This is a genomic window from Mesorhizobium sp. M0816, assembly GCF_040320005.1.
GTDB lineage: Bacteria > Pseudomonadota > Alphaproteobacteria > Rhizobiales > Rhizobiaceae > Mesorhizobium.
On record NZ_JAMYOT010000007.1, the window covers coordinates 203,647 to 229,347 of the forward strand.

Below are 25,701 nucleotides of genomic sequence, written 5' to 3' on the forward strand. Positions count from 1 at the left end.
CGCATGTTCGTCAAATCCCATCAGCTCCAGCAGCGCGGCCGCTCGACGGTGCCGGCGGCCATGTCGCCCCGGCCGCAGCACGGGCCGGCACCGGAGGTCAGCTTCATTGTCTGCACACGCGACCGCGTCAACGTGCTCGAGCCTTGCATAAAGTCGATCCAGGCCGCGTGCCGCGCCTACGCTGCCTTCTCTGCCGAACTGGTGGTTGTCGACAATGGCTCGACCGACAGCACGGCCAAACGGCTGGCCGGCATAGCCGAACTTTCGGACATTCCGTTCACGGCCATTCGCGAGCCGCGACCCGGATTGGCGGCCGCGCGCAACGCCGGGCTGGAGCGGGCGCGGGGCCGCGTGCTGGTCTTCGTCGACGATGATTGCGCTGTCCACAAGGATTATCTGCGCGATCTGCAGCGGCACTATGCGGCCGGCGAACGGGTCATCCGCGGTGGCCGCGTCGAGATCGGCGATCCTCGCGACCTGCCGTTCACCATCAAGCGGTCGCCGGTGCGCGCGCGGCTTACGCCGGATGTCCATCCCGGCGGCTTCGTGCTTGGCTGCAACATGACGATGCACCGCGATGTTGCCGCCCGCATCGGCCGTTTCGACGAACGGTTCGGCGCCGGCGGCCCGCTGCGCTCCGCCGAGGATACGGACTATCTGGTGCGGGCGGTGCTGCTTGGGATTCCGGTCGAATATGTGCCCGACATGACCATCTATCACCATCACGGCCGGCGCGACCGCAAGGCCATCGAAAAGCTGCACCGCGACTACAGCATGGGTAATGGCGGGCTTTGCCTGAAACATATCCGCCACGCGCCGTGGCTGCTTCGGCATTGCTACTGGTCGATGAGGGCGGCCTTGCGCGAACTGGTGAAAGGCCCTCTGTTCGACCGTGAACTCAAGCTGTCGCACTGGCCGATCGTCGGCATGAATTTGCTCGGCGCAGCCAAATTCGCGGTGCTTTTGCTGGCGAAATCGCCGCAGCCGGCGCAAATGCGACAGGAGCAACAGGCAAATGCCGAGGCGAGGTGATCCGCCACCATGCGATTGATGCCGCCCAGCCTGCCGATGCTGCGCCGCGCGCTCGGAAGAAAGCAGTTGCGCCTGCTTCCTGCCGTGGTGGTGCTCGGGCTGCTCAGCGCCGCGCTTGAAGGTTTTGGTATCGGCCTGATCATTCCGTTGCTGAACATAATCATGGGGCAACAGGGGCAGACCGGCATGGCTGGCTTCTCCGCCGTCTTCCAGCATGTCGGATCGAGCTTGAGCGAGCGCGACCGGCTGATCGTCATTTCGGTCGCGATTCTCGGCTCGATCGTGCTGAAGAACCTGTTCGCCTTTGCCAACACGCTGCTGACCACCTTCATCTACGGCAAGGCAAGCCATTCGATCCGCAGCGCGCTGTCGGAGCAGCTGCTGCGGGTGGGCTACCCGTTCTTCCTGCAGCAAACCCCCGGACGGCTGCTCAACATCATCTCCAACGAATCCTGGCGGGCCTCGGATGCCATCCAGATCACGCTGGGAGCAATCGTCAACGCGTCGGCCGCAATCATCCTCCTGACCTTCCTGCTGCTCCTGTCGTGGCAGATGACGCTGCTGGTGACGCTGGGGCTGGCGCTGGTCCAGGTCGCGCACGCCGTGCTGTCGGCCAATCTGAAGGCGCCGAGCCGCAGCGTCGCCTCCCGCAACAGCCAGCTCGCATCGCAGATGCTGCATCTGGTGCATGCCGGGCGGCTGATCCGCATCTTCGGCCAGGAGCAACGCGAGAAGGCGGCATTCGACCAGGCATCGGATGCGGTGCGCCGGGCGGCGTTCGTGCTTTTGACGCGTCAGGGAGCTTTGCCGCCGCTGACCGAGGTTCTGCACGCCATGCTGTTCCTGGCGGTGGTGATCGGCGCCTGGTTCGCCAATGTTTCCTTCCCGCTGATCGTCGCCTTCGTCATCCTGCTCTACAGGCTGCAGCCCTATATGCGGTCGCTGCAAATGGCCTGGAGCCAGCTGCAGGGCCTGAGCGGATCGCTTGAAGAGGTGACGTGGATGCTGGACCCATCCGGCAAGCCCGCGCCGCCGCAAGGCAGCGCAGCGTTCCCTGGGCTCAGCCAAGGCATCAAATTCGAGGACGTCACCTTTACCTATTCTGGTTCGGAACAGCGCGCGGTGGTGCTGCATGCGGCGAGCTTCGACATCCGCAGCGGCCGCTCGACCGCGCTGATCGGCCGCTCGGGCGCCGGCAAGACGACGATCGTCAATCTTTTGTGCCGCTTCGTCGAACCGGATAGCGGCAGGATCCTCGTTGATGGATCGCCTCTGGACCGCATCGACCCCAGCCAATGGCGAAAGCACATCGCGCTCGCCAGCCAGGAGCTGGAGCTGGTCGACGGCACGATTTTCGACAACATCATCTACGGCCAGGACGCGGCCTCGGCCGACGACGCCGAGCGCGCCGCAAGGCTGGCCGAAGCGCATGACTTCATCGAGCAACTGCCGCAAGGCTACCGGACGGTCGTCGGCTACCGCGGCGTCAATCTTTCAGCGGGACAGCGACAGCGGATCGCGCTGGCCAGAGCGCTGGTGCGCGATCCCGATATCCTCATCCTGGACGAAGCCACCAATGCGGTGGACGGCCTGTCGGAGGCGGCAATCGTCGAGACGCTGAAGTCGCGCGCCGGCCGCCGCACCACCATCGTCATCAGCCATCATCGCAGCACCATTTCGTTCTGCGACGACGTCGTGATCCTGAGCCACGGCCGCGTGAAAAAGCAGGCGCCGTTCGCCGCGCTTGCGACGCTCAGCATGGACGAGCTTTACCAGCACGAGGCGCTGGAAGGCTGAGGGCGACCCCGCTGCGTGCGCGCGCTGGGAGGTCGTCTCGGATGTCAAGCCAGGTCAAGGCATCTCAGGGGCGAGGAAGACCTCCGCCATACGTCTCTACGGGATTTCTGGGATGATGAGTGATCCCGAGCTTACCCGCTTTCCATCTGGAGCGTACAGAACCAAGGGTCCGCCTGCCAAATCCAGCAATGGCAGGCGGACCCTAATCAGCGCATGAAGGGACTGATTCTGCGCCGATGTCTCCTCGAGGAGGTGACGCCATCAACTGAAGACGGGCGCAGTTGTTCCCGACGCCGGCCGTACACAAGACCATTGCGCAGGCAGGTCAGACTTAGGTCCCTGTAAACGCGCATCGCTGGCTGGAGTGAACATCGGATCGGTTCGGTGGTAGCGAAACTTCGGCCGGAGATAGATGCAGCCATTGGGTTCCGGGGCATGACCGGCGCGGCGCTGATCATGGGCGGCGATCGATCCCCGCACGACTGATGCCGAGGGGCGCTTGCAGTCCTGCGGAATACGCATCCACCGGCGCCAGTGAAGTTGTCCAAGCGGTACGGGCTCAGCGGTCGTCAAGCTGTTGCTAATATGCAGCACAGGCAGCGCTCTATGAACGGCGTCGCTTGGAACCGCTACCTCCGACCAACCGTTAGTGTCACAATGACAAACCAAAAAGTGAGGCTGATGATGGACCCGCTGCAAAACAACACGTTGGAGATCTGGTGTCTTGCGGCCGTTCCGCTGTCACTACTCCTTACGGTGTTATTAGCCGGATTTATCCTTTAGCCGGACCCAACGAGGCCGGCTGCGGACCGGGGCCTGGAAGATGAAAATGCCGGCCATTTAGGCACGCTAGGCGTCGCGGACACCTCGTAGCACCAGGCCGTGGCAGCCTTTCCAACATTGCCATCATAATCGGCTCTTTCGACCGGTCCGGTCGGCGGCGATTGCTCGCAGGCCCGTTGCGAGGGCGAGCATGCGAGCTCGTACGTTTTTTACACAATCTCTGATTGGTGGACTCGCCCGCCGCCATCGACGTTAATTTTGCGTTAGCGACAGGAGGGGGGAGATCGCTAACGGGAGGAAGAAAATGAAAGAAAACTACGATCTGACGATCGACTACGACGAACCTTACGACAACAAGCCTTACGATCTAGCCACATTCGCAAGGAAGCACGGGCTCAACATTCGAGCCGCCGAGCTTCTTCTTTTCGCCAAAGGCCCGTCTCGAGCGGCCTGCGATGCCGCGGCGAGGGCTTTTCTCGCGGCGGTAGCCGCACAAGCTATGAGACAATCGGCGCGGTAGGTCTCACAAAGCCATTGCTGACACGGCCTGCCGTGTCAGCAACCCAACGGACAGCGCTGGAAATTCCGGGCCGTTTCCAACAAGATGCCTGAGCATCCGGGAACGGGCTGAAAATGTGCAATCTCTACAACATCACGACCAGCCAGGAGGCTATCCGCCAGTGGACCCGCGCCTTGCGCGACATCCTCGGCAATCTCGAACCCTCCATCGACATCTATCCCAACCAGCCCGGCCCGGTGGTGCGCAACGCGCCGGACGGCGAACGCGAATTGGCCAATCTGCTGTGGGGCATGCCGACGCCACTGGAGCGGGTCAAGGGCAAGGCCGACTATGGCACCACCAATATCCGCAATCCGCAATATGGCCATTGGCAGCAATATCTCGGCATCGAGAACCGCTGCGTGGTGCCTGTCACCAGCTTCGCCGAGCCCAGCCCGACGCCCGGCGACAAGGACCCCGAGACCGGCATTCAGCGCAACTACTGGTTTGCACTCGGCGAGGACCGCCCGCTGTTCTTCTTTGCCGGCCTGTGGACGCGCTGGCAGGGTATTCGCAAAGTCAAGGACGGCCCTGCCGATCACCAGGTCTATGGCTTCATGACGACCCAGCCCAACACGCTGATCGCGCCGATCCACGAAAAGGCAATGCCGGTGATCCTGACCACGTCGGAAGAAACCGAGACCTGGCTGACGGCGCCATGGTCCGAGGCAAGGCACCTGCAGCGCATGGCGCCCGATGATGCGCTGGTGATCGTCGACAAGCCGGCGACGCAGATCAAGTTTCCGCAGCAGGCGCCGGTGCAAGGCTCATTATTTTAGCGCTTGAACTTCTGCAGCACCCAGATGTAGCCCTTGGGCGGATGATCCTGGTCGATGAACTGCGTCTTCACCGTCGTGTCCTTGCGGCTGCATCGCTTGCACCTGAACCTGATCGCTTCCAGCGGCTTGTTCCAGCCCACCACCTGGGCCACGTCATTCGCCCTGAAGCGTCCGACATGGTAGCAATGGCCGCACTCTACGATGAGCAGCATGTTGGCCTTGGCGGCACGCCCAACGCTGTCCATCGGCCCGGCCATGGCTCATTTCCGGGTCGAGTAATCCTCGGGCAGCGGAAGCAGGCCAAGCTCCGCCATCCGGTAATCGGGCTCCTTCTCCGCGACGCTGGCCAGCACCTCGTGCAATTTCTCGACAAGCCCGCAAAGCTGCCAGAACAGCTCGCCATGCGCCTTCAAATGCAGCTGCGACAACAGCACCGTCTTGCGCAGGCTCAAAGTGTCCCTGATGATCGCCTCCGCATCCCTCGCCGACAGCCTGTCGAACCGGCTTTTTCGTCTGCCCATCGCGGCTCTCCTCGATTTGTGAGCAACCGCCCCGCCTACTGACAAATAGGAAGGCACTCCTCGCAGAGTCAATTCGCTCTTGACATTTTTGTTCCCGTTTTGTTCAATTTCAACAGGAACGCTGGAGGCACCGCCATGGACCACATCGTGACGCTGGACAGCCGCCAGGAGGCAGCCCTCCGGCGCGGCTGCCTGGGAAGCGACAGCACTCCCCTCAATGCCTCTTGAAATACTGCACCTCGCGTTCGTGCTTTTCGGCGGCCTCGCGGGTATCGAAGGTGCCGAGATTGCGGCGCTTGCCGGTCTTTTCGTCCTTCTTGCGCGAATAGAGGCGGTATTTTCCGTCTTTGAGTTTTCTGATCATCTGTCACTCCCCGAGCCGCTGCTTCCCCTTAAGGTTGCGCGCGGCTTGTTCGATAGCCGCCCTGTCGTTTCCCGGCCTGTCGATCAGCTCCTGCGCCTGTTCGCCCGATATGCCGGTGCGCACCGCCAGGGCCTCCACCGTCAAAACGTCGGAGCTCGCGACCTCGCGGGTTTCCGGCAGGGCATCGCCTGCCGTCAGTGGCAGGGCTGCCTCCCTGTCGATCTCGGCCTCGGCCTGGTGCCAGTGCCGCTCGGGATCGCCATGGATCCCGCCTTCGCGTTCCCAGATCTGGTATGCGCGCTCACGAATCTTGTCTTCCCGGTCGTCGCCCATGTTGATTTCTCCTTTGGGTATCGGATGAACGCCGCGCCAACCCGAACGATCCAAGAAATCTGCGTGATCGTTGGGTGGGGTCGCACAAGGCGCCATGCACTGCGGCCGCCAGCCACCCCCCGGCCTGCCTACTCGCACTGCCTGCGCGGCCCCCCGGAATATGGCTGATAGCTGTTGTCCTCCGGTCGATATGACCGGTAGCGGCTGAAGCAGTATTGGACGTGATCGGATGAGAGCTCGGCGGCGCCGGTTTCGTCCGATGGCGGGTAGCCCTCCACTGACGACCTATCGCTCGCCTCGAAATAGCTGCCGTCATCGGCGGCGCCGGTGTCGAGATAGGGCGAGATGCAGGGGCGCTGTTGTCCGCTGTAGGACGTGTAGCGGTTGTCGTCCGGCCGGTAGGAGCGGTAGCGGCTGGCGCACCATTCGACATGGGCGGCGGGTAGCGTCTGCTGCTCTTTCACCACCGGCTTGATGGAGCCGGTGGTGTCGGGTGTCGAAGCTGCTGCGGTGTCGGCGGGTTTCGCGGTGCGATCAACTTCCGAGGTGCGAACGGGGACCGGGCGGGCCGGGAGGCGCTCGAGGCGCTGCGCGGCCGGGTTCACCGGTCGCGGGTCCTTGGCCCACAGTTCGGCGACGCTGGAGACCGGGGCGGCCGGCCGTACCGGCTTGGCTATTAGAAGCCAGGTGGCGAAGGCGAGGCCGCTGGCGAATACGGCAAGCGTCAGCACGAAGCCGCCAAAGATTGCGAACAAAGCTTTCATGCCGCGCTCCTTCGCCTCCCGGTTAAGGAAATGCGGGGGCGGGGAATCCGGTTCCAGGAAAGCGCGGGGCAGGGGCACTCAAAGAGCCTCTCCGTCTCGGCTTCGCCGAGACACCTCTCCCCGCTTCGCGGAGCGAGGAACCAAGGCCTCTTAGGCGGCTTTCAGTGCAGGCCGAATTCGCGCAGCAGTTCCTCGCGGTAGCGTACGAAACGGCTTTCGCTGCGCTCGCGCGGGCGGGGCAGGTCGATGTCGATCAGCCGCGCCGCGCTGCCTTTCTCCTTGGGCAGGATCAGCACCCGGTCGGCAAGGTAGATCGCTTCCTCGAGGTCGTGTGTCACCATCACCATGGTGACGTTCTCCTCGCTCCAGATGCGCGCCAGTTCCTCCTGCATGCCGATCTTGGTCATGGCGTCGAGCGCGCCCAGCGGCTCGTCAAGCAGCAGGATTTCCGGCTGCACGGTCAGCGCGCGGGCAATGCCGACGCGCTGCGCCATGCCGCCCGACAGCTGCCTTGGAAACGCATCGCTGAATTCGGCGAGGCCGACGAGCGCGATATAGAAGCGCGCCCGTTCCTCGGCCTCGGCCTTGGGCACGCCGCGCACTTCGAGGCCGAAGGCGACATTGCCGAGCACCGTCAGCCAGGGCAGCAGGCGCGGTTCCTGGAAAATCACCGCACGCTCGGCACCGACGCCGTGCACTGGCTTGCCGTCGATGGCGACGCCGCCGCTGTCGGCAGCCTCCAGCCCCGCAAGTATGCGCAGCAGCGTGGTCTTGCCCGATCCGCTGGCGCCGACGATGACAAGGCATTCGCCCGAGCGGATGTCGAGGTTGAGGGTCCTCAGCACGGCAAGCGAGCGCCCGCCGATGCTGAAGGATTTGGACAGGCCGCGTATGCTGACCTCACCGCCGCTTGTGCCGCTCATCGCGCTAGCCTCCCACCTGATTGTCTTGCCGGTTGGCTTTGTCAGTTGGTCTTGGTTTCGCCGGGCCGGTAGAGGATGTCCGCTGCCTTCAGCTTACCCTTTGGCAGGCGGCCGTCGCGCTCGAGCACGCTGACCCAGAAGTCGATGTCGCGATCCGTCGCCTTGGCCCCTTGGCGCAGCCCGAAGCCGGTCCAGTAGCGCGCCAGCTCGCCGTTTTCGCCGCGCTTGTCGAGGATGTTTGCCAGCACCTTGCGCGCTTCGTCGGGGTTCTGCAGCGACCAGTCAGAGGCGCGCGCCGATTGCTCGACGAAATTGCGGGCGGCATCGGGATGCGCGGCGATGAAGTCGCGCCTGAGCACGACGAAGCCGCCGGCCAGCTCGCCCAGCACGTCGGTGTCGTTGAACACGCCACGCACACCGCCATTGTCGACGAGGGCGCCGGCAAACGTCGCCTGCCAGTAGCCCAGCGCCGCGATGTCGACCTGGCGGGAGCGCAAGGTCTGCTCGAGCTGCGGTCCGGGCACGACGACGAGATTGGCGGCGTCCGGCGACAGGCCGACGCTGTGCAGCGCCTCGCGCACGGTGTAGTCGAGATGGGCGCCGAGCGTGTTGACGGCGATGGTCTTGCCGGCAATGTCGGCGATCGATTTGATCGGGCTGTCGTCGAGCACGTAGAAGACGCTGCGCACCTTGCTGTTGATGCCGTTGCTCGGATAGACGGCGACGAAGTCGTTGCCGCCGGAGATCGAATTGATCACGGCTGCGGTTGCAGCCGAGCCGATATCGACGCTGCCGGAGGCCAGCGCAAACAATGATTCCGGGCCGCCGCCGGAATAGCCGACATTCTCGACCTCGATACCGAGGCCTTTGAAATAGCCGAGCTCGCCGGCCAACTCATGCGGAGAGATGCTGCCACGGCTGGCGAGGGAGCGGAACTTCACTGGTGCCGCTTCGGCAAAGGCGAAGCGCGGCAGGCCGGCGGTGAGAAGGCCGGCGGCGAAGGGCGCGCCGGCAAGCAGGGAACGGCGGGTGATTTTCATGGTCCGGGTCTTTCCTGATTTGAGTTCTGGCCTGGTTGAGATTGGTAAGGGCGGGTGGTCAGTCGACGGCATTGCTCCAGCGGCAGAGCCGGCGCTGCAGGCTGACCAGCGCCTGGTTGGCGATCAGGCCGAGACCGGCGAGGATGACGATTGCCGCAAACATCAGCGGGATCTGGAAGTTGTACTGCGCGTTCATCACCTGAAAGCCGATGCCCTTGTTGGCGCCGATCATTTCGGAGGCGATCAACAGCAGTAGCGCCGTGGTGGCGCTGAGCCTCAGTCCGACGAAGATCGAGGGCACAGCGCCGGGCAGCACGACGCGGCGGAAGACGGTGAGCTGCCTGGCGCCATAGACGCGGGCCATCTCCAGCAGTTTCGGATCGACCTGCTTGACGCCGCCGATGGTGTTGAGCAGCAGCGGGAACAGCGTCGCCCAGAAGATGACGAACACCTTGGAGGCTTCGCCGAGCCCAAGCAGCAGGATGAACACCGGATAGAGCGCCAGCGCCGAGGTCTGGCGGAAGACCTGCAGGATGGGATCGAGAGCGGTCTCGACGGCGCGCACCTGGCCCATGAACAGGCCAAGCGGGATGGCGACCAGCACGGCGGCCGCGAAAGCGAGACCGGCGCGCTGCAGGCTGATGGCGATGTCGCCGAGCAGAGTGCCGCCGGCCAGCCCCTTCCAAAGTGCTGCGACAATCATGTCGATCGGCGGCAGCACGGCCGCGTTGACCCAGCCGGCGCTGCTCGACACTTGCCAGATTGCGAGGAAAGCGATGAGGACGCCGTAGCGTGACAGGAAGCGGATGCCCGCCCGGCCACCGAGGCGCAGGAAGTCGGTGCCGAGGCTCGTCGTGCTGTCACGCGTGCCGAGGCTGGCGGCCTGTTCGATGTGCTGCAAGGTCATCGTCTTGCCTCTCGCTTCGAGGGTAGTGGGCTTCTCGGGATTATTCGGCGGCCAGCACCGCCGAGCGGGCGGCGGTCCAGGGGTTTTCCGGCCGCCTGAGGCCGAGGTTCTCGCGCAGGGTCCTGCCTTCATAGGCGGTGCGGAACAGGCCTCGGCGCTGCAGTTCGGGGATCACCAGCTCGACGAAGTCGTCGAGCCCGCCGGGCAGCCAGGGCGGCAGGATGTTGAAGCCGTCGGCGGCTTCGTCGCCGAACCATTCCTCCAGCCGATCGGCGACCTGCGTGGCGCTGCCGATGACGGTATAATGGCCGCGGGCCGTTGCCACCCATTGGTAGAGCTGTCGGATGGTGAAGTTGTGCTCGTCGGCAATCTGGCGGATCAGCGCTTGGCGGCTCTTCATGCCTTCGGTCTCCTTGCTCGGCGGCAGCGGTCCATCGAGCGGATAGCCGGTGATGTCGAGCGTCTGGCCGGCCAGCCCGTTGAGCAGGGCGACGCCGTCTTCGGGCAGGATGAGATCGTTCAGCTGCTGGTACTTGGCGCGCGCTTCTTCTTCGGTGCGGCCGACGAAGGGTGCCACGCCCGGCATGATCAGCACCTGCTCGCGATCGCGGCCGACGGCCGTCACGCGCGCCTTGATATCGCGATAGAATTCCTGCGCCGACGCCAGGTTCTGATGGGCGGTGAAGATGACTTCCGCCGAGTGGGCGGCGAGCTTGCGACCGTCTTCCGATTGCCCCGCCTGCACCACGACCGGATGCCCCTGCACCGGGCGCGGCACGTTGAGCGGCCCTTTCACGCTGAAATGCGCGCCCTTGTGGTCGATGTCGTGGAGCTTGTCCTTGTCGTAGAAGCGCCCCGATTTCTTGTCGCGGATGAAGGCATCGTCCTCCCAGCTGTCCCACAGCGCCTTGACCGTCTCGACGTGCTCATGCGCGCGGGCATAGCGCTCGGCGTGGGCAGGCTGCGTCTCGCGATTGAAGTTGCGCGCGGTTTCGTCGCCGGCCGAGGTGACGACGTTCCAGCCGGCGCGGCCATTCGACAGATGATCGAGCGAGGCGAATTTGCGGGCGAGCGTGTAGGGCTCCTCGTAGGTGGTCGAGGCGGTAGCGATGAAGCCGAGATGCGTGGTGAGCGGCGCCAGCGCTGCAAACAGCGTCACTGGCTCGAAGCCGGCGATCTTGGCATTGCCGCCTTCGCGGGCGCCGAGCCCGACCGTCAGATTGTCGGCGAGGAAATAGGCATCGAACAGGCCGCGCTCGGCGGTCAGGGCGAGCTGCTTGTGGAACTCGAAATTGGTGGCGCCGTCGGCCGGCGCCTCGGGGTGGCGCCAGGCGGCGATATGTTGTCCGCCGCCGGGCAGGAAAGCGCCCAGTTTGATTTGCCTGGATTTGGTGGATCTGGTCATCGCGGCGTGCTCCTGGACGGATCGGAAAGGGGATCTCGGGTCAGTGGTGCGTTCAGGCGGCAAGGCCGACGCCGTAGGGCACTCCGGTTACACGGCATGCCTCGGCGACCGCCTGCCGGGCGCGGGCGTGGATCGGTTCCGACACCAGAACACCATTGGCAAAGTCCTTGTCGGAGGCGTAGATCGCGGTCGGTACGGTCAGCGCCTCGAAGAAGCCGAACAGCGGCCGCAACTGGTGCTCGACGATCAGCGAATGGCGCTCGCCGCCGCCGGTCGCGGCGAGAATGACGGGCTTGCCCCTCAGCGATGACGGATCGAGCAGGTCGAAGAAGTGCTTGAAAAGCCCGGTATAGCTGCCTTTGAAAGTCGGCGAGCCGGCCACCAGGATGTCGGCGCCCAGCAGCCGTTCGACGATGTTGCGCGCCGCCGGGTCGAGGTCGCCGAGGCGCCTTGCCTGCGGCAGAGACGCGCCGAGATCCTCGATGTCGAAGACGGCCGAGGCCGCGCCGATGCTTTCGGCGGCCTGCCCGACAATGTGGCTGACGAACGCCTTGGTCTTCGATGGCCGGGTCAAATTGCCCGACAGCCCCACCACGAGCTTTTTCGACATTCCTGGCTCCCTCTCAAGCGCTCTATTTTAAGATCTTGGGTCTAGCGATCTATTTTAAGTCTAGAGAGTTTGTAGAATTAAAAGAGCGAGAAAATTTCAAAAGCAGGGCGATGAGCGAACTGAGTTTGCGGCACATCGCCCGCAATTGGTTCATTCAACGCGCCGCAGCGCGCTGAAAACCCGCCACAGCGCCTTCAGCCGCGATGGCGCAGCGCGTCGGACAGAGCGCATGAAGCCGGCCGGACATATAAGGCAAGTCGCCCTCGGACGCTCCCGGCGCGACGTCGAGGAACTATGTCCCGATACCACAATCCTCGACGGCCTAGCGGTCCTCGGGGAGGATGCAAGCGAGGCACAGGCCACGGCGCTGGAGTGGCTCCGCGGCATGCAGTGAGTCAGGTCAATTTGATTCAAATCCGGCTGTGGATATTTGCTTTTGGCTAAATCGAGGCGGTCATCTTGCCGGCGGGCGGGCAACAGGGAGATGCCTATGACAAGCGACTTTGCCGCCGCACACCTGCACCTTGAACGAGCCTGCCACTATTTGAGCGGCGAGGACGAGACGAGCCGCACGGCTCGTGCGGCTCTGGATCTCCTGATCGATGCAATTGTCGCAGCGCAATACAAGCGGCCGGTGGGAGATGTTGTGGAGTTTCCAAGGCCGGCAAAGCTGGGGCAATCCGCAAGCGGGAACGGGTAGTCCAACTGGCGGCGTCCCTTGTCCTGCCGGATTTACATGAACCAGGTGGCCACCAGGCCGATCGTCGCCGAGAAGATAGCGGCGGTCGTTGCCCAACCGAGTATGTTGGTGCTGCGGCTGTTCACCTGCTCCCCCATGATCCTGCGGCTGTTCGTCATCAGCATGATGAGCAGCAGCAAGGGCGGCGTCGAGAAGCCCTGAACGATGCCGGACCAGACCAGCGCCTTCATCGGATTGAAGCCGAGGAAGTTGAGGCCGGCGGCGATCGCCGTAAAAAATCCGATGGCGAGATAAAATTTGGGCGCCTCTCGAGCCCGGGCGTGCAGGCTGTTTTTCCAGCCGATGGCTTGTGCCACATCATAGGCAGCGCCGGTGGTCATGATAGGAACCGCTAGGAAACCGACGCCGATCACGCCTGCGGCGAACAGGACGCTTGCGGCCTGGCCGGCGAGCGGCCGCAGCGCCTCCGCGGCTTGCGCGGCCGTGTCGATATCGTGGTGGCCCGCCTTGTAGAGCGTAGCACCCGTCGACAGGATGATGAAATACATGATGAGATTTGAAAACATCATGCCGATGAGGATGTCCCGGCGAGAGCGACGGAGTTCGCCGGCGGTGGCGCCCTTCCTTTGCCTGAGCGTTGTGCGCCCCTGGGCAATCTCCTCCTCGACCTCCTCATTGGACTGCCACGTGTAGAGATAGGCGGACAGCGTCGTGCCGATGATGGCGACCAGGATCGACAGGAACTCGCGATTGAATTCGATCCTGGGAAGCAGCGTCCCGCGCAGCACCGCCGCGGCGTCCGGCTTGGCCAGAATGGCGGCACCGACATAGGCGAGCAGTGCCAGCGCCAGCCAGCGAAAGATGTTGCGGATCAAAGTATAGGAGCCGAAGACCTGGAGGGCGAAGATGAGGACGGCGACGAACAGCACGATCAGCGGAATGGGAAGCGGCACGAACATATTGATCGCCGCGGCCATTCCGCCGAGATCGGCCGCTGCCTCGATGGTGTTGCCGACGAGCACACCCAACAGCACCGACCAGAGCAGCCACCGCGGGTAGAAGTCCTTGATGACGTGGAACAATCCGCGCCCCGACACCTGGCCGAGCTTCGACGACAGGTAGACGACCGCGTACATCATCGGCAACGTTACCGGAGCCGTCCAGAGCAGGTCGGGTCCGAAACGGGCGCCGGCACTGGCATAGGTGCCTATCGCGGAACAATCGTCGTCGGCCGCCCCTGTTATCAGGCCGAGGCCGAGCGCTCGTCCTATGCCGCCTTTGCCCTCCTTCGGTGGGATGGAATGATCGGAACCGGCCTGCCTCATTGCGACCGGACCGGGTTGCGAACGAAAGACGCGGCCTGCCATGCAATAATGGTAAGGATCGGTCGCGGCGCTGGTCTCATTTTGCTTCCTTCCACAACTTGCCCAAACCCGGCGTGCCATGACTTGTTCCGCGACGACCGGACAGGGGTTTTGGCTCAGGCAAAAAAGTTCGGGTTGACCGCTTCCGAACGCGAAGCGACTATCCGTTCGAGGCGAAGATCGCAGGAGGAAATGCAATGGACGAGCCCGGTCAGTGGCGCCACATGTCGAGCGCGCCAAGGGACGGCAGCAGAATCCTTGTCACGGTTCGGCCGTCCGAACAGGGTCCGGCCGAGGTCGACATGGCTTACTGGGCCCGCGCCGATCAGTTCGGCAGCGAAGGCTGGCGCGCCTCCGACTCGTCTCCAGGACGCATCGTCGAATATGCCGAACCCGAGCTGAAGTGCTGGATGCCGCTGCCGTCGGCCAATCTCAGCAAGGGATCGATGCCGAGCCCCTGGGAGGGCGAAGATGTGCCGCTGGTGGATGGCTCCGGGATATGAGCTAGCGGGGAGGTAGTTTTGATCGCTGGCGGGACAGCGCCTCCCTCTGTCCTGCCGGACATCTCCCCCCAAAGGGGGAGATAGGCAGCTTCACTGTCGGCCCTCAGAACAGGAATGCAGCTGTAGCGGGGTTCGGGCCGGTGCGGCCGTCGGGCGAATCCATGCCCCGGATAAGCTCGAGGTCCTTCGCTTGCAGCTCGAAATCGAAGACATCGAAATTGGCGGCGATGCGGTCCTGGTGGATCGACTTTGGAATGACGATCAGCCCTTCCTGAAGGTGCCACCTGACGATCGTCTGCGCCACCGACTTGCCGTGTTTCCTGGCGATGCTTTCAAGCGTCGGATCGCTCAACAGCCGGCCGCTGCCCAGCGGGCTCCAGCTCTCGATGCGGATGTTGTGCCTGTCGTGGAATTCACGTTTGTCACGCTGCTGGAAGCGGGGGTGGAGCTCGATCTGGTTGACGGTCGGCGTGACGCCGGTCTCGCCGATGATCCGTTCGAGGTGGTCCTGGTTGAAGTTCGAAACGCCGATCGACTTGATCCGGCCTGATTGCCTGAGTTCGATCAGCGTCTTCCAGGCCTCGACATATCTGTCTTGGCTGGGCACCGGCCAGTGGATCAGGAACAGGTCGATCTGTTCGATGCCGAGCTTGCTCATCGTCTCGTCGAAGGCGCGCAAGGCGGCGTCGTGCTGATGTGCGCCGTTGCGCAGTTTCGAGGTGATGAACAACTCGCTTCTCGGCACGCCGGCCGAGCGGATCGCCTGCCCGACACCTTCCTCGTTCTGATAGCCTTCGGCGGTGTCGATCAGCCTGTAGCCGGCCTCGATCCCCCAGCGCACCACCTTGGCCGTGATGGCTGGATCGACCTGCCACACGCCGAGGCCGATTTGCGGAATGGCGGAGCCGTCGTTCAATCTGATCTGTTCAGGTCTATTCAGGGTAATCTGTTCAGGCATGTTCAGGTCCTTCTGCATCGTTCCGCCCGGCGCACGCTCTATCTAGTCCGGATGGCCGCCAAAGCCAGTCGATATCAGGAGAATGTGAGGAGACGGACGTGAAGCGCTGATCCTCCGCTTCGGGCCGACAGCTCTCTGTGACCCACGGACTCCAGGGAACTCTATACAGGACGACCCCACTATCGCGGATTCTGTGGTATTCTGTGGACTATCCGAGGAGGCGACTGCGTTGACCAACAGCTTGGAAGCCGAAGGGGCAAGAGACTGGTCGCCCCTGCTGGTCGCGGCAGAACAAGGCGATGCGGAGGCGGTTCGATCGGAATTGGCGGCTGGCGCCGACATCAATCAGTCGGACGACGGCGGCTGGTCTGCACTTCACCTTTCAGCCCTCAATGACCGCACAGCTGTGGTGGAGGCGCTGATCGAAGACCCGGAAATCGACGTGAATTCGAGAAACAAGTGGAAGAGCACGCCCTTGAGCCTTGCGTCGGCCAAGGGACATTACGAGTGTATCTCAGTCCTCGTGAGACACCCCCAAATAGAGATCAACGCGCGAGCTGACTACTACGGCAGAACGGCTCTTATCGAGGCGGCGAAGAACGGGCATCTCGAAGTCGTCAAGTTGCTCGTGGAGAATGGCGCGGAAGTAAATTTGACCGACAAGACGGGGAGAAACAACGCGCTCATCGAGGCTATCAAGGGGCGGCACTACGAGATCGCGGAATACCTGTTGGATTCTGGGAAAGTGAGCTTTATCAACAAAGAGATGAGGCTAAACGCCCTGATCTGGGCTGGCAGCTGCCACAACCCTCAGCTTATCGAAAAGCTGGAAGCCGCGATCCACAATTTCTTCAACGGCAAATAGGGGCCTCGCCCTTACTGTCGCGGGGCGCGTCCGTATCTCCCGTCACGTCGACACGCTCGATGGCGCAAACGGCCCCGCGGCGCTTCACATAAATTATTCAACCAAACGGTTTACTATCTCAAAGCGTGCGTCTATATTCAACTACATGGTTGAATTAGAGACACCCAAGATGGATGCGGTTTTTCACGCCCTTGGCGACGCCACCCGGCGGCACATGCTTCGCGATCTCGCTGATGGCGAGAAAACGGTAAGCCAGCTGGCGGAACCCTTCGTGATGTCGCTCGCGGCGGCCTCGAAGCACATCAAGGCGCTGGAGAACGCAGGGCTTATTCGTCGAGAGGTGAGGGGCCGCACGCATCTGTGCCGACTAGCCCCTGGACCGCTGGCCAGCGCCCATCAGTGGCTCAGCTTCTACGAGCGCTTCTGGACCGGTCGTCTCGATGTTCTCGAACGCCTTCTTCGCGAAGAGGACGCACGCAAAGCCCAGGATGAGTCCAGGAAATCGCCCAACCCGAAAGAAGGAGACGAGCAATGAACCAGATGAGAACCATCGACGCCTATGGCGAGCTGAGCGAGCCCGCCACGTTCACCATCCAGCGCCTCTTGCCCGGCCCCATCGAGCGCGTCTGGGCCTATCTCACCGAGAGTGACCTGCGCCGGCAATGGATGGCCGCGGGCCAGATGGAAATGAAGGCCGGCAGCTCGTTCGAATTGGTCTGGCGTAACGACGAGCTGACGGACCCGCCTGGCCAGCGCCCCGCGGGCTTTCCCGAAGAGCATCGGATGGAGGGCCGGATCACCGAACTCGATCCGCCGCGCAAGCTTTCCATCACCTGGGGAAACACTGGCGGCGTCTCCTTCTTGCTGGAGGCGAAGGGTAGCGATGTGCTGCTCACCGTCGTTCATCGCCGCCTGCCGGAACGTGCAATCCAGCTCAACATCACCGCCGGCTGGCACATACACCTCGACCTGCTGGCCGCCCGCCTGGCGGGCAAGACACCGACCTCGTTCTGGGACGGCTGGAACCGCCTGCGGGAAGAATACGACAGCCGCCTGCCGGCCTGATGTAACTCGCGGCGGCCATCCCTGAGGTCGCCGCCAGCAACACGAAGCAACGCTGAACCGATGAAACGTGCTTGCATCCCGCAAGCCTGATGGAGGAAGTCATGCGCAAATTGATCGCTGGAATGAAGATTTCCGTCGACGGCAAGATGGAGGGACCCGAGGGTTACGCCGATTGGGTCGATGCGTGGTCGGACGAATACGGCCTGACGCCGCAAATCGATGCCTGCCTGCTTGGCAGCGTCATGTATGCCGGCTACGAGCGCTACTGGAGCGCCATCCAGAACGAGCCCGACAAGCCGCTGCCGATGACCGGCAAATTGCCGAAGCCGGCCGAGCTCGAATGGGCCCGCTTCGCCGCGCAGACCCCGCATTATGTGCTGTCGAACACAATGACTTCGGCGGCCTGGCCAAAGACGCGCTTCGTGCGGAATTTCGAGGATATCGCTGCACTGAAACAGCAGCCCGGCAAGGACATCTACCTTATGGGCGGCGCCCGAATTACCGCGAGCCTTATCGATGCCGGGCTGGTCGATGAGCTCAGGCTGATCGTCTATCCGCTGCTCGCCGGTGAAGGAAAGCCGCTGTTTGGGACGGCGAAAAATCGTCGTGAGCTCGAACTGCGCAAGGTCGAACAGCTTTCGGACGGCCGCGTCGGGCTGGTCTACGGGATCGGCTAAAGCGCTTCGCGTTCGATCGGCCTCATGCGACGCGCTTTTTGCGCGGCATGCATTAGCGCCAACGTCAGGCAACGACGCCGCGGCAGGCCCAGGCGACATTGGCAAAGGACCTCGGGCCGTCGGGCCGGCCGGCCTCATAGGCGTCGCGCATGGCGGCGTCGGTGCGCGCCCGCTCTTCCGGGTCGAGCGCGGCCACATACTTGCCGAGCGGCCCTTCGCCGGCGGCAATCGGCGCCCAGTAATCATCGAAATTTTGGTAGTCCATGCGGATCATCAACTGGGTTTCCGTAACGTCGCGGAGACCCTGTTCGACAAAGGTCCGTTTCATTTCACCCGGCTGCATCATCGGCTGCGTGCAATAGCGGGCACGCAGCTGGCGTCCGCCTTCACTGAGCACCGCCACCGTGTCGATCATCATGCGCATCCCCGGCATGCCGCCGAGATGGTCCCATACCGTCGCCGCGACGACGCCGCCCGGCCGCACGACGCGGCGCATCTCGGCGACTGCCTTGCCGGCTTCGGGCACGAAATGGAGCACGAGCAGGGCCAGGGCACGGTCGAACGCGCCATCCTCAAAGGGCAGGGCGCAGGCATCCGCCTGACGGATTTTTATCCGCGGATCGGTGTTGCGCCGGATTGCCTCCTCGACGAAAACGGCCGAAAAGTCGATCGCCGCGACCTCGCCGAGGTCAGCGGCCTTGACGAGTGCGAAGGTCAGGCTGCCGGTACCGCAACCGACGTCGAGGATCTTTTCGCCGTCCTTGAGGCCCGCGAAGCCGATGAACAGCGGCGCGAGCTTTTGGCTCCAGCGGCCCATGAGCTGCTCATAGCCGGCAGCATGGTGAACGTTGAAACTTGAAGTCATCGAAGCCTCCTCCCAAAGCCGTATGCTAGACTTCGGCGGCCGCTGACGAAAGCCACTTTTGGCGCGTGTTGGTTCGGCAGCCCGGAGCGCGCGAAGACATCGCCGGCCGGATTTGATGGCGCCGGCCAGCCAGCCTCCGTGGCCTCGACCACCTATTCGGCGGGCAACCCGCGGCGCTTCCATTCGCTGCGCGGCACCGGATTTCCAACACGAAAGGCAAACGAAACGACTCTCGTCGCGTCCGGATCGACCTCGCAGCGAAAGCTCAGATCGTACCACTGCCCGTTTGCAGGGAACGGCGCACTGGCGACGTTCATGACCGTGCCGGCCTTCAGCCGATACTCAAGCAGGCTGTTTGGGAAATAGGGGGGCGACGCGTGCACCAATTGCTGTGCGAGTTCCGTGTTGCAGAGCTGACCGATCCGCACGGCGCGCGGCACATTTTTCATCGCGGTTGTCGCTACCGGATCACCGGTTGCTGATTTCGAGAACAATCTCTTCGCTTCCTGAAGCTTCAAGGGCCTTTGCACTTTGGCGACATCCGCTGGCTTGGGCTTCGGCGGCGGTGAAGCGCCAGGCGACGGAGCCTGGTCTTTCCCCTCGACCGCTGTCACGGCAGGTGGCTGTGCAAGATCCTGGTTACTGGGAACTTGCGGCGCTGGCGGTTGTTCCGAACCATCCTCCGCACTGTTGCCGTCCAGAGACTTGCGAGGACCGGCGTCCTTCTCACCGAATTGGAAGACAGGTCTCTGCGCGGCGACCTCACGGCTCGCCGAGGTCTCGACCTTGGCTTCCGGCTGCTTTTCCGGCTTGGGCGGTTCAGCGGGGGACGGAGGTTTGGTTTTTTCCGGCGGTTTAGGCGGCGGCACGATATCCACTGCGATGGGCTGCTCCTTCCCTGGCTGCGAGAGCGTTGCCGGCAGTCCGAACAACAAAAGCGCGACGATGAGCAGATGCAGCGCAATCGAGGTGGGCAAGGCCCACCCGAGTACCCGGCGCTGATCCCGTATGTCGTTTATCATCGTGACCGGTGTGTGGAATGAAATATTGGCGGCATCAAGCATCGATGCCGCCGGACGTCGAAATAACCCGTTGCGAATCGAAAGTCGGCGGCTGCAATACGGCGCGTCATCCAATCGTCTGGCGTTGGCGTCCGTGCAGGGGACCGGGCCAGCAGCGGATGCAGCAAGTCGTCATTTCAGGCGGCTAGCACGCACGCCCTGCCGGCACGGTGTCACCGGTTGAAATTACAGGGAAACCGATAGCCCGCCGTCAACCGCCAGCACGTGCCCGTTGACGTAAGCGGCAGCGTCGGAGGCGAGAAACACCACGGCTCCGCCGAGCTCCTCAGGCTGGGCCCAGCGGCCCGCGGGGGTTCGTGCCTCGACCCATTTGGTGAAGGCCTCGTCGCGCATAAGTGCGGTGTTGAGCTCGGTGGCGAAATAGCCGGGGGCGATCGCGTTGACGGTGATGCCGTGACGGCCCAGCTCAGCGGCAGTGGAGCGTGTCAGCCCGTGCAGGCCCGCCTTTGCCGCCACATAGGCGTGAATGGTGGGACGGCCAAGGATCGCTGCGACCGATCCGGTGTTTATTATGCGCCCGAACTTGTTTGGCAGCATCAGGCGCACCGCGTCGCGCATCATGCGGAAGCAAGCCGACAGATTGACGGCAACCACATGGTTGAAATCCTCGTCCTGCCATTCGACTAACGGTTTCCGATGCTGGATGCCGGCGTTGTTGACCAGAATATCGAGGCGGCCGTGGCGTTCGACGATTCCTTCGAGCGACGCCCTTGAGATCGCCGCGTCGGTGACATCGAACGGCAGGGCTTCTGCACCGATCCTTTCGGCGGCCGCGGAAAGGGCGGCCATGTCGCGCGCATTGACGATCACCGTCGCGCCGTTTTCCGCAAGTGCCTTGGCCATGGCAAAACCAAGACCACGCGAGGCACCCGTGACCAATGCGACACGGCCCTTGAGCGAGAACAATTCCGGCATTGAGATCCCCTATGAAAAGGGCGGGAGTTTCCTCCCGCCCAAAAGCACTATTTGGCGACGCAAGTGTCGGCTGTCTCCGGAGTGCAGACATCGAGGCCCGTGTAGGTCGGGTCGGCCGGCGGAGCCTTGCCCTCCTTCATTTCCTTCAGCGCCATCATCGTCTTGTAGCCCATCTCGAACGGCCGCTGGCCGACCTGGCCAAGGGAGAAACCTTCCTTCATCTGGTCGATCTGTACCGGAAGCGTGTCGGCAACGACAAGGGCCAGGGCTTTCGAGGCGATCTTGTCCTTGTACGGTGCGACCGCGGCGCGGTTGGCATCGGGAATGAACTGCGGGAAGCCACCGGTTGGGACGAATGCGTCGAGGTTCGGGTTTTTCGCCATGATATCCTCGAACTGTTGCACCGAAAGCGGGAAATCATCGTTGGTGTAGAGCGGACAGCCTTCGATTTCGGTCCAGCCGTTCTGGCCCGTCAGCCGATCCCCGGGCGAGGCCGCCGATTTGGTGCCCGAAAGTGTATCGCGAATGCCCTGCATGCGCTCGTTGTGGTTGGCCGCCGCGGCGCCGCCGGACTGGATGCAGATCGTGCCGCCTTTGGGCTTGATCTGCATGACAAGCTTGGCGAGGTTCTCGCCGATCTCGTAATTGTGCGTGCCGATATAGGCAACGCGCAGATCTTTGTTCTCGGGCAGGAGGTCGGAGTCCCAGGTGAGGACCGGGATGCCGGCTTCCTTGGCGGCCTGCAGCGCAACCGCCATCGCCGCGGCGTTCGATGGCGACACGGCGATGCCGTCCACCTTCTTGGCCACGAGGTCCTGCACGATCTGCACCTGCTCGTCGCCACCACCATGTTCGCCGGGGCCGATATACATGCACTCCACGGCGCCATTGGATTCGGCTTCGGCCTTCTTGCAGCCGTCGCGTGCCTGGTCGAAGAAAGGATTGTTCATGTTCTTCGGCACCAGGGCGAAGGTGTATTTCGCCTGGGCGCCGGAAACGGCGAGCACCATTGCGCCAAGCGCCACGGCGGCCGTCAGCAGATGTTTTTTCATGTGACGTTCTCCTCCTGGGTGTGATCCCGCAAGCCTCCCGCCGGCGGGTTTCTAGCGGCGTTTTTTGGGCATCAAGACTGCCAGCGACGCGGCGAGAATCGATTTGCCGCCGGTTTGCATGCCCAAAAGAACCGCAAGAACGATGAAGGCGCCGACGAAGGCACCCTGCCAATTTGAATCGATACCGGCCATCAGCAGCGCATTCCTGATCACCTCGAGGAAGGCCGAACCGATGATCGCACCGAAGGCCGTGCCGGCGCCGCCCATGAGGCTGGCGCCGCCAATGACTGTCGCGGCGATAACGCGCAGCTCATAGCCCTGGCCCATGGCATTGATGGCCGAGCCGTTATAGCCGAGGAGCAGGAGCGAGGCGAGCGCGGCGGTGAAAGCCGAGAAGACATAGGCCTGGAATTTAATCCAGTTGACCGGAACGCCGGTGAGCCGTGCCGCCTCCTCATTGCCGCCGATGGCGAAGAGATGCCGGGCCCAGGCTGTGAAGTTGAATACGAAGCCGACAATCAGGGCCAAGATCACCATGGTCCAGAATTGTGACGACAGTTCTGGTATCCAATGCGGTGCCCAGTCGTTCGGACCATGCCGCGGCCATTTCCACTGACCGATTGCCTTCACGATCGGAGCATCGGGCCCGAACTGGTAGAGCATCTGGTTGGCCGAGAATACGACCGCCAGCGAGCGCGCGACGGACAGCATGCCGAGGGTGACCACAAAGGACGGCATCCCGACATAGGCGACAAAGAATCCGTTGACCGCGCCGCAGGCCAGACCGGAGAAAAGGCCCATGGCGAAGGCGACGTACCAGGGATAATGCCAGGTGAGGAACAGGCCGGCGACGATGACCACGAGACCCATGACGGAGCCGACCGACAGATCGATGCCGCCGGTGATGATGACGATCGTCATGCCAAGTGCCATGATGCCGAAAGGTGCGAAGTTGCGCGTCACATTGGCGACGTTTTCAGAGGTGCCGAAGCTCGGCTCCATCGCAGTCATCAACATGACGAGCGCGATGAGCGCGATCGTCACCCAGAAGGGCTGACTTGAAATCACACGTTGGAGAACTGTTTTTTCCTTGGTCGGAACGAAATCCGACATGGCCGGCCGGCCATGTTCTTCGACTGAGCCCTGAACGCCAACTGACTCCTGAACACTATTCGCCACGGATGGCCCCCGTTATCAGTCCAGTGATTTCCTCGGGCGATGTTTTGTCGGCTGGCTTGTCGGCAACTTTCGAGCCCCGCCTGAGGACGATAATGCGATCTGCCACGGCGAACACGTCAGGCATTCGGTGACTGATCAGCATGACGCCGACTCCTTGTGCTTTGAGGCGTCGGATCAGTTCGAGTACTTCCGCCACCTGGCGCACGGAGATGGCGGCCGTTGGTTCGTCCATCAGCACCAGCTTAGCATTTGAAAGCCGGGTCCGCGCGATGGCGACCGCCTGGCGCTGCCCACCCGACATCTTCCTGACGAGGTCGCGCGGCCGGGTTTCCGATTTGAGTTCCTTGAACAGCGCTGCCGAGCGATCGATCATCGCCTGCTTGTCAAGAATCCTGATCGGCCAGAAGCCTTTCTTGATCTCGCGCCCCAGAAAGACGTTCTGCGCGGCCGTCAGATTATCGGCGAGCGCCAGGTCCTGATAAACAACTTCGATCCCCTTGGCGCGGGCCTGCACGGGCTGGTGGAAGTGGCACACCTCGCCCTCGACTACAATTTCGCCGTCGCTCGGAGGAAAATTCCCGGCCACAGTCTTGACTATCGTCGACTTGCCGGCCCCGTTGTCCCCCATCAGACCAACGACTTCGCCTCGCTCCACCTGGAAGCTGACGTCAGTCAGGGCCTGGATAGCCCCGAAATTCTTGGAGACGTGGCGAACCTCAAGCACCGGCATCGCGGTCCTCCCGGGACAACATTTATCGGTCTTGTCCCTGGTCAATGCACAGCAGCTAATCAGCGAAACGTATTCAACACAATCATTTATTAGGTCAGGCCTCCCGGCCGTAACGCGCCTCGTCCGAGTGTGACTTGTAGCTGCTGCAGAGCACCGAGGCGCTCGGCCGATCCTTACAACAGTCACCAGGCGATCCTCATGCTTGCGCCGGTTCATATCCGTTTCGGGTGAAATGAGTGGGCATTTTTCGAGCGGTGCCAACGCCTCGGGCATGGAGCGCGGCAGAACACGTCATTCAAACACACGAGGACAGTGGCCAAGCCTGTCCCTAGCGTGCGTCGGCCAGAGCGCACGTCAGGAGATGAACCCGCATTCGGGGGAGGCGAGGGTCAAGTGTTGAAAGTCCGCTCCTTAACGGCGCTGCACGAGAGGGATATTCGGTCATGAATTTCAAAGGTTTGATCAAGCGTGCCGAGACTGTGGAGAGAGCGTTCAAGGAGCTCGAAACCGATTTGGCGGATGCGTTTAGCGAATGTCTCAACGTGGACGATCAGTCGCCGTTGAACGACGTCACTGTTCCGGATGAGACTGTGTCGGATGAGAATCTCGCGGCAACGGATGACAGCTCGCAGCTCGAGGCCAATGCGGACGCCTTCGAGACCGCACGACGGCTGTCCCCCCATACGCAAACCCGGCTGGCTGCCTTAAGTGCGGTCGATGGGCTCTTTCACGACGCGCAGGAGTATCTGGGGGAGATCAATGCGAAACTGTCGGAGATCGCGACCTCGCATCATCTGACAGGCGAATTCCTAAAACTCCTCCACGGCGACATTCTTCGCGCCAACGAATTGGAGCTGGCAAATACCGGCCTGACCGCGCAGCAAAGAGTGCTGTCCGAACAGCTCCACGAAGCGACCAGAAAGCAGCGCGAGCGCGACAGCGCTATCGAGGCCCTGCAGCAGCACGAGGCGAGCCTGGTCGAGGACAAGGAAGCACTTCGCGGCGCGCTGGCGGCGGCAAGGCTGGAACTCGTCGTGGCAGGCAATGCGAGCGCAAAACGCGAAGCCGAGTTCGGCGAGCTTGTCAAAACGCTCTCGGCCAGAGCGGTCGAGGCCAACAGACGCTCGCGCGAGAACGAGATGCTGCGGGAAAAACATGTCAGCCTGTCGATCGACCTCGACAAGGCGCTGAAACGGGAGGCCGAGGCCCGGCACAGGCTGGACGAACTCTCGACTGTCCATGCCAATGACGCCGCGCAGGTTTCGGAACTGCTGGCCGCACTTGGCAAGAGCGAGAAAGAGGAGATGCGGCTGCAGAAATCGCTCGATATGGCGCAGGCAAAGCTATCGGAAATAACGGAAGCGGCCCGCCTCAGGGACGGTGACAGGGAAGCCGAGCTTTCACGCAGTGTCGCGGAGATGACCGGCTTGCGTTCTGAAATCGAGGACCTTCGATCGCGGCTGGAGGCCGCCTCCAACCAGAACAGCGAAGCCGCCAGCGAGATCGCCAGGCTCAAGGCCCAAGCGAGCGACGCGGTGGCCGAAAAGCAAATTGTCGAGCAAAAATTGTCCGCTCTCACGAAGGAGAGCGAAAACGACAAGATGAACCTTTCCGCAATCAGCGCGAATTTTTCGCAGCTTTCCCTGCAGCAGGCTTCCGAACAGATACAGTTCGACGTCCAGAGGCAGGAATGCGAGGATCTGCGAGCCGAAGTCGCGTCGCTTCAAGCCCGGGTCAAGGAACTGTTACCCTATGAGCGGCTCCACAAGGTCACCAACGCCAGACCGCGTGAAGACGGCGTGGTCGAGATCACCGCCGCGGTGGCGGAGAAGGCCCGCGCCAGCAGGCGGCGCCTCCGCCTGCGCGCTGCATCCTAGCTCAGGCGCGGCTGTCTGAAGGTCGACTGGTGCGAAGCGAACATCCATCGAT

Annotated in this window: 28 protein-coding genes; 10 read left to right on the forward strand and 18 right to left on the reverse strand. The window is 62.7% G+C overall.

From position 1 onward, the window contains the following. The first annotated feature begins 3 nt into the window (after positions 1-3). The 4 genes from NKI17_RS13125 to NKI17_RS13140 all read left to right on the forward strand — a co-directional run bounded on the left by NKI17_RS13125 (position 4) and on the right by NKI17_RS13140 (position 4,950). Entirely contained in the window at positions 4-1,032 is a 1,029-nt protein-coding gene (locus NKI17_RS13125) for a glycosyltransferase family 2 protein (RefSeq protein ID WP_502894491.1), read from the forward strand. Between the two features lie 9 nt (positions 1,033-1,041). Further along, complete coding sequence (locus NKI17_RS13130) at positions 1,042-2,829, forward strand: ABC transporter ATP-binding protein (protein ID WP_352906071.1); 1,788 nt, start codon at positions 1,042-1,044, stop codon at positions 2,827-2,829. Between the two features lie 1,087 nt (positions 2,830-3,916). Continuing rightward, a complete protein-coding gene (locus tag NKI17_RS13135; protein WP_023677289.1) occupies positions 3,917-4,132 on the forward strand; it encodes a hypothetical protein in 216 nt (71 codons plus the stop codon). A 113-nt stretch (positions 4,133-4,245) separates the two neighbouring features. Further along, on the forward strand, positions 4,246-4,950 hold the full coding sequence (locus tag NKI17_RS13140) for an SOS response-associated peptidase (RefSeq protein WP_352906073.1): 705 nt from the start codon (positions 4,246-4,248) through the stop codon (positions 4,948-4,950). Here NKI17_RS13140 and NKI17_RS13145 read toward each other — a convergent pair. The 11 genes from NKI17_RS13145 to NKI17_RS13195 all read right to left on the reverse strand — a co-directional run bounded on the left by NKI17_RS13145 (position 4,947) and on the right by NKI17_RS13195 (position 13,842). Further along, complete coding sequence (locus tag NKI17_RS13145) at positions 4,947-5,207, reverse strand: hypothetical protein (protein ID WP_023677293.1); 261 nt, start codon at positions 5,205-5,207, stop codon at positions 4,947-4,949. The genes NKI17_RS13140 and NKI17_RS13145 overlap by 4 nt on opposite strands. 3 nt (positions 5,208-5,210) lie before the next feature. Next, positions 5,211-5,471 (reverse strand): hypothetical protein, encoded by a 261-nt coding sequence (locus NKI17_RS13150; RefSeq protein ID WP_352906075.1) that lies wholly within the window; start codon positions 5,469-5,471, stop codon positions 5,211-5,213. 214 nt (positions 5,472-5,685) lie between these two features. Then, positions 5,686-5,835: a hypothetical protein gene (locus NKI17_RS13155; protein ID WP_023677295.1), complete on the reverse strand. Its 150-nt coding sequence runs from the start codon at positions 5,833-5,835 to the stop codon at positions 5,686-5,688. A 3-nt stretch (positions 5,836-5,838) separates the two neighbouring features. Beyond that, entirely contained in the window at positions 5,839-6,168 is a 330-nt protein-coding gene (locus NKI17_RS13160; RefSeq protein WP_352569133.1) for a DUF2934 domain-containing protein, read from the reverse strand. A gap of 128 nt (positions 6,169-6,296) precedes the next feature. Continuing rightward, positions 6,297-6,932: a BA14K family protein gene (locus NKI17_RS13165; protein WP_352569134.1), complete on the reverse strand. Its 636-nt coding sequence runs from the start codon at positions 6,930-6,932 to the stop codon at positions 6,297-6,299. A gap of 161 nt (positions 6,933-7,093) precedes the next feature. Beyond that, complete coding sequence (locus tag NKI17_RS13170) at positions 7,094-7,855, reverse strand: ABC transporter ATP-binding protein (RefSeq protein ID WP_352906077.1); 762 nt, start codon at positions 7,853-7,855, stop codon at positions 7,094-7,096. Between the two features lie 41 nt (positions 7,856-7,896). Continuing rightward, entirely contained in the window at positions 7,897-8,895 is a 999-nt protein-coding gene (locus NKI17_RS13175; RefSeq protein WP_352569135.1) for an ABC transporter substrate-binding protein, read from the reverse strand. 58 nt (positions 8,896-8,953) lie between these two features. Next, positions 8,954-9,802 carry an ABC transporter permease gene (locus NKI17_RS13180; protein WP_352569136.1) on the reverse strand — a complete coding sequence of 283 codons (849 nt, stop codon included), beginning with the start codon at positions 9,800-9,802 and terminating at the stop codon, positions 8,954-8,956. Between the two features lie 40 nt (positions 9,803-9,842). After that, on the reverse strand, positions 9,843-11,207 hold the full coding sequence (locus NKI17_RS13185; RefSeq protein ID WP_352569137.1) for an LLM class flavin-dependent oxidoreductase: 1,365 nt from the start codon (positions 11,205-11,207) through the stop codon (positions 9,843-9,845). Between the two features lie 52 nt (positions 11,208-11,259). Further along, complete coding sequence (gene msuE, locus NKI17_RS13190) at positions 11,260-11,817, reverse strand: FMN reductase (protein WP_352569138.1); 558 nt, start codon at positions 11,815-11,817, stop codon at positions 11,260-11,262. 732 nt (positions 11,818-12,549) lie between these two features. Next, complete coding sequence (locus NKI17_RS13195) at positions 12,550-13,842, reverse strand: Nramp family divalent metal transporter (protein WP_352569139.1); 1,293 nt, start codon at positions 13,840-13,842, stop codon at positions 12,550-12,552. A 236-nt stretch (positions 13,843-14,078) separates the two neighbouring features. Here NKI17_RS13195 and NKI17_RS13200 point away from each other — a divergent pair, with 236 nt between their 5' ends. After that, complete coding sequence (locus NKI17_RS13200) at positions 14,079-14,384, forward strand: hypothetical protein (protein ID WP_023677305.1); 306 nt, start codon at positions 14,079-14,081, stop codon at positions 14,382-14,384. A gap of 103 nt (positions 14,385-14,487) precedes the next feature. Here the strand turns inward: NKI17_RS13200 and NKI17_RS13205 are convergent, their stop codons facing one another. Beyond that, complete coding sequence (locus tag NKI17_RS13205) at positions 14,488-15,342, reverse strand: aldo/keto reductase (protein WP_352906080.1); 855 nt, start codon at positions 15,340-15,342, stop codon at positions 14,488-14,490. 229 nt (positions 15,343-15,571) lie between these two features. Here NKI17_RS13205 and NKI17_RS13210 point away from each other — a divergent pair, with 229 nt between their 5' ends. The 4 genes from NKI17_RS13210 (at position 15,572) to NKI17_RS13225 (ending at position 17,949) form a co-directional block, all read left to right on the forward strand. Next, on the forward strand, positions 15,572-16,207 hold the full coding sequence (locus NKI17_RS13210) for an ankyrin repeat domain-containing protein (RefSeq protein WP_352906082.1): 636 nt from the start codon (positions 15,572-15,574) through the stop codon (positions 16,205-16,207). A gap of 145 nt (positions 16,208-16,352) precedes the next feature. Then, positions 16,353-16,742, forward strand: a complete 390-nt coding sequence (locus NKI17_RS13215) for an ArsR/SmtB family transcription factor (protein WP_352906084.1) — start codon at positions 16,353-16,355, stop codon at positions 16,740-16,742. Then, positions 16,739-17,272, forward strand: coding sequence for an SRPBCC family protein (locus NKI17_RS13220; RefSeq protein ID WP_352906086.1), 534 nt, complete (start codon positions 16,739-16,741; stop codon positions 17,270-17,272). Before NKI17_RS13215 ends, NKI17_RS13220 begins: the two co-directional genes overlap by 4 nt. A 101-nt stretch (positions 17,273-17,373) precedes the next feature. Beyond that, positions 17,374-17,949 carry a dihydrofolate reductase family protein gene (locus NKI17_RS13225; protein WP_352906088.1) on the forward strand — a complete coding sequence of 192 codons (576 nt, stop codon included), beginning with the start codon at positions 17,374-17,376 and terminating at the stop codon, positions 17,947-17,949. 64 nt (positions 17,950-18,013) lie between these two features. Here the strand turns inward: NKI17_RS13225 and NKI17_RS13230 are convergent, their stop codons facing one another. The 6 genes from NKI17_RS13230 to NKI17_RS13255 all read right to left on the reverse strand — a co-directional run bounded on the left by NKI17_RS13230 (position 18,014) and on the right by NKI17_RS13255 (position 23,772). Beyond that, a complete protein-coding gene (locus tag NKI17_RS13230) occupies positions 18,014-18,814 on the reverse strand; it encodes a class I SAM-dependent methyltransferase (RefSeq protein ID WP_352458217.1) in 801 nt (266 codons plus the stop codon). 152 nt (positions 18,815-18,966) lie between these two features. After that, the gene (locus tag NKI17_RS13235; protein ID WP_352699770.1) at positions 18,967-19,878 is read right to left on the reverse strand and encodes a DUF930 domain-containing protein; all 912 of its coding nucleotides are present in this window, start codon (positions 19,876-19,878) and stop codon (positions 18,967-18,969) included. 183 nt (positions 19,879-20,061) lie between these two features. Beyond that, a complete protein-coding gene (locus tag NKI17_RS13240) occupies positions 20,062-20,811 on the reverse strand; it encodes a glucose 1-dehydrogenase (RefSeq protein ID WP_352451446.1) in 750 nt (249 codons plus the stop codon). Positions 20,812-20,858: 47 nt separating this feature from the next. After that, on the reverse strand, positions 20,859-21,863 hold the full coding sequence (locus NKI17_RS13245; protein ID WP_023677316.1) for a sugar-binding protein: 1,005 nt from the start codon (positions 21,861-21,863) through the stop codon (positions 20,859-20,861). 51 nt (positions 21,864-21,914) lie between these two features. After that, positions 21,915-22,976 carry an ABC transporter permease gene (locus NKI17_RS13250; RefSeq protein ID WP_023677317.1) on the reverse strand — a complete coding sequence of 354 codons (1,062 nt, stop codon included), beginning with the start codon at positions 22,974-22,976 and terminating at the stop codon, positions 21,915-21,917. Between the two features lie 55 nt (positions 22,977-23,031). Further along, entirely contained in the window at positions 23,032-23,772 is a 741-nt protein-coding gene (locus NKI17_RS13255; protein WP_254819718.1) for an ATP-binding cassette domain-containing protein, read from the reverse strand. Between the two features lie 443 nt (positions 23,773-24,215). Here NKI17_RS13255 and NKI17_RS13260 point away from each other — a divergent pair, with 443 nt between their 5' ends. Further along, on the forward strand, positions 24,216-25,649 hold the full coding sequence (locus tag NKI17_RS13260; protein WP_352587111.1) for a coiled-coil domain-containing protein: 1,434 nt from the start codon (positions 24,216-24,218) through the stop codon (positions 25,647-25,649). The last annotated feature ends 52 nt before the right edge of the window (positions 25,650-25,701 follow it).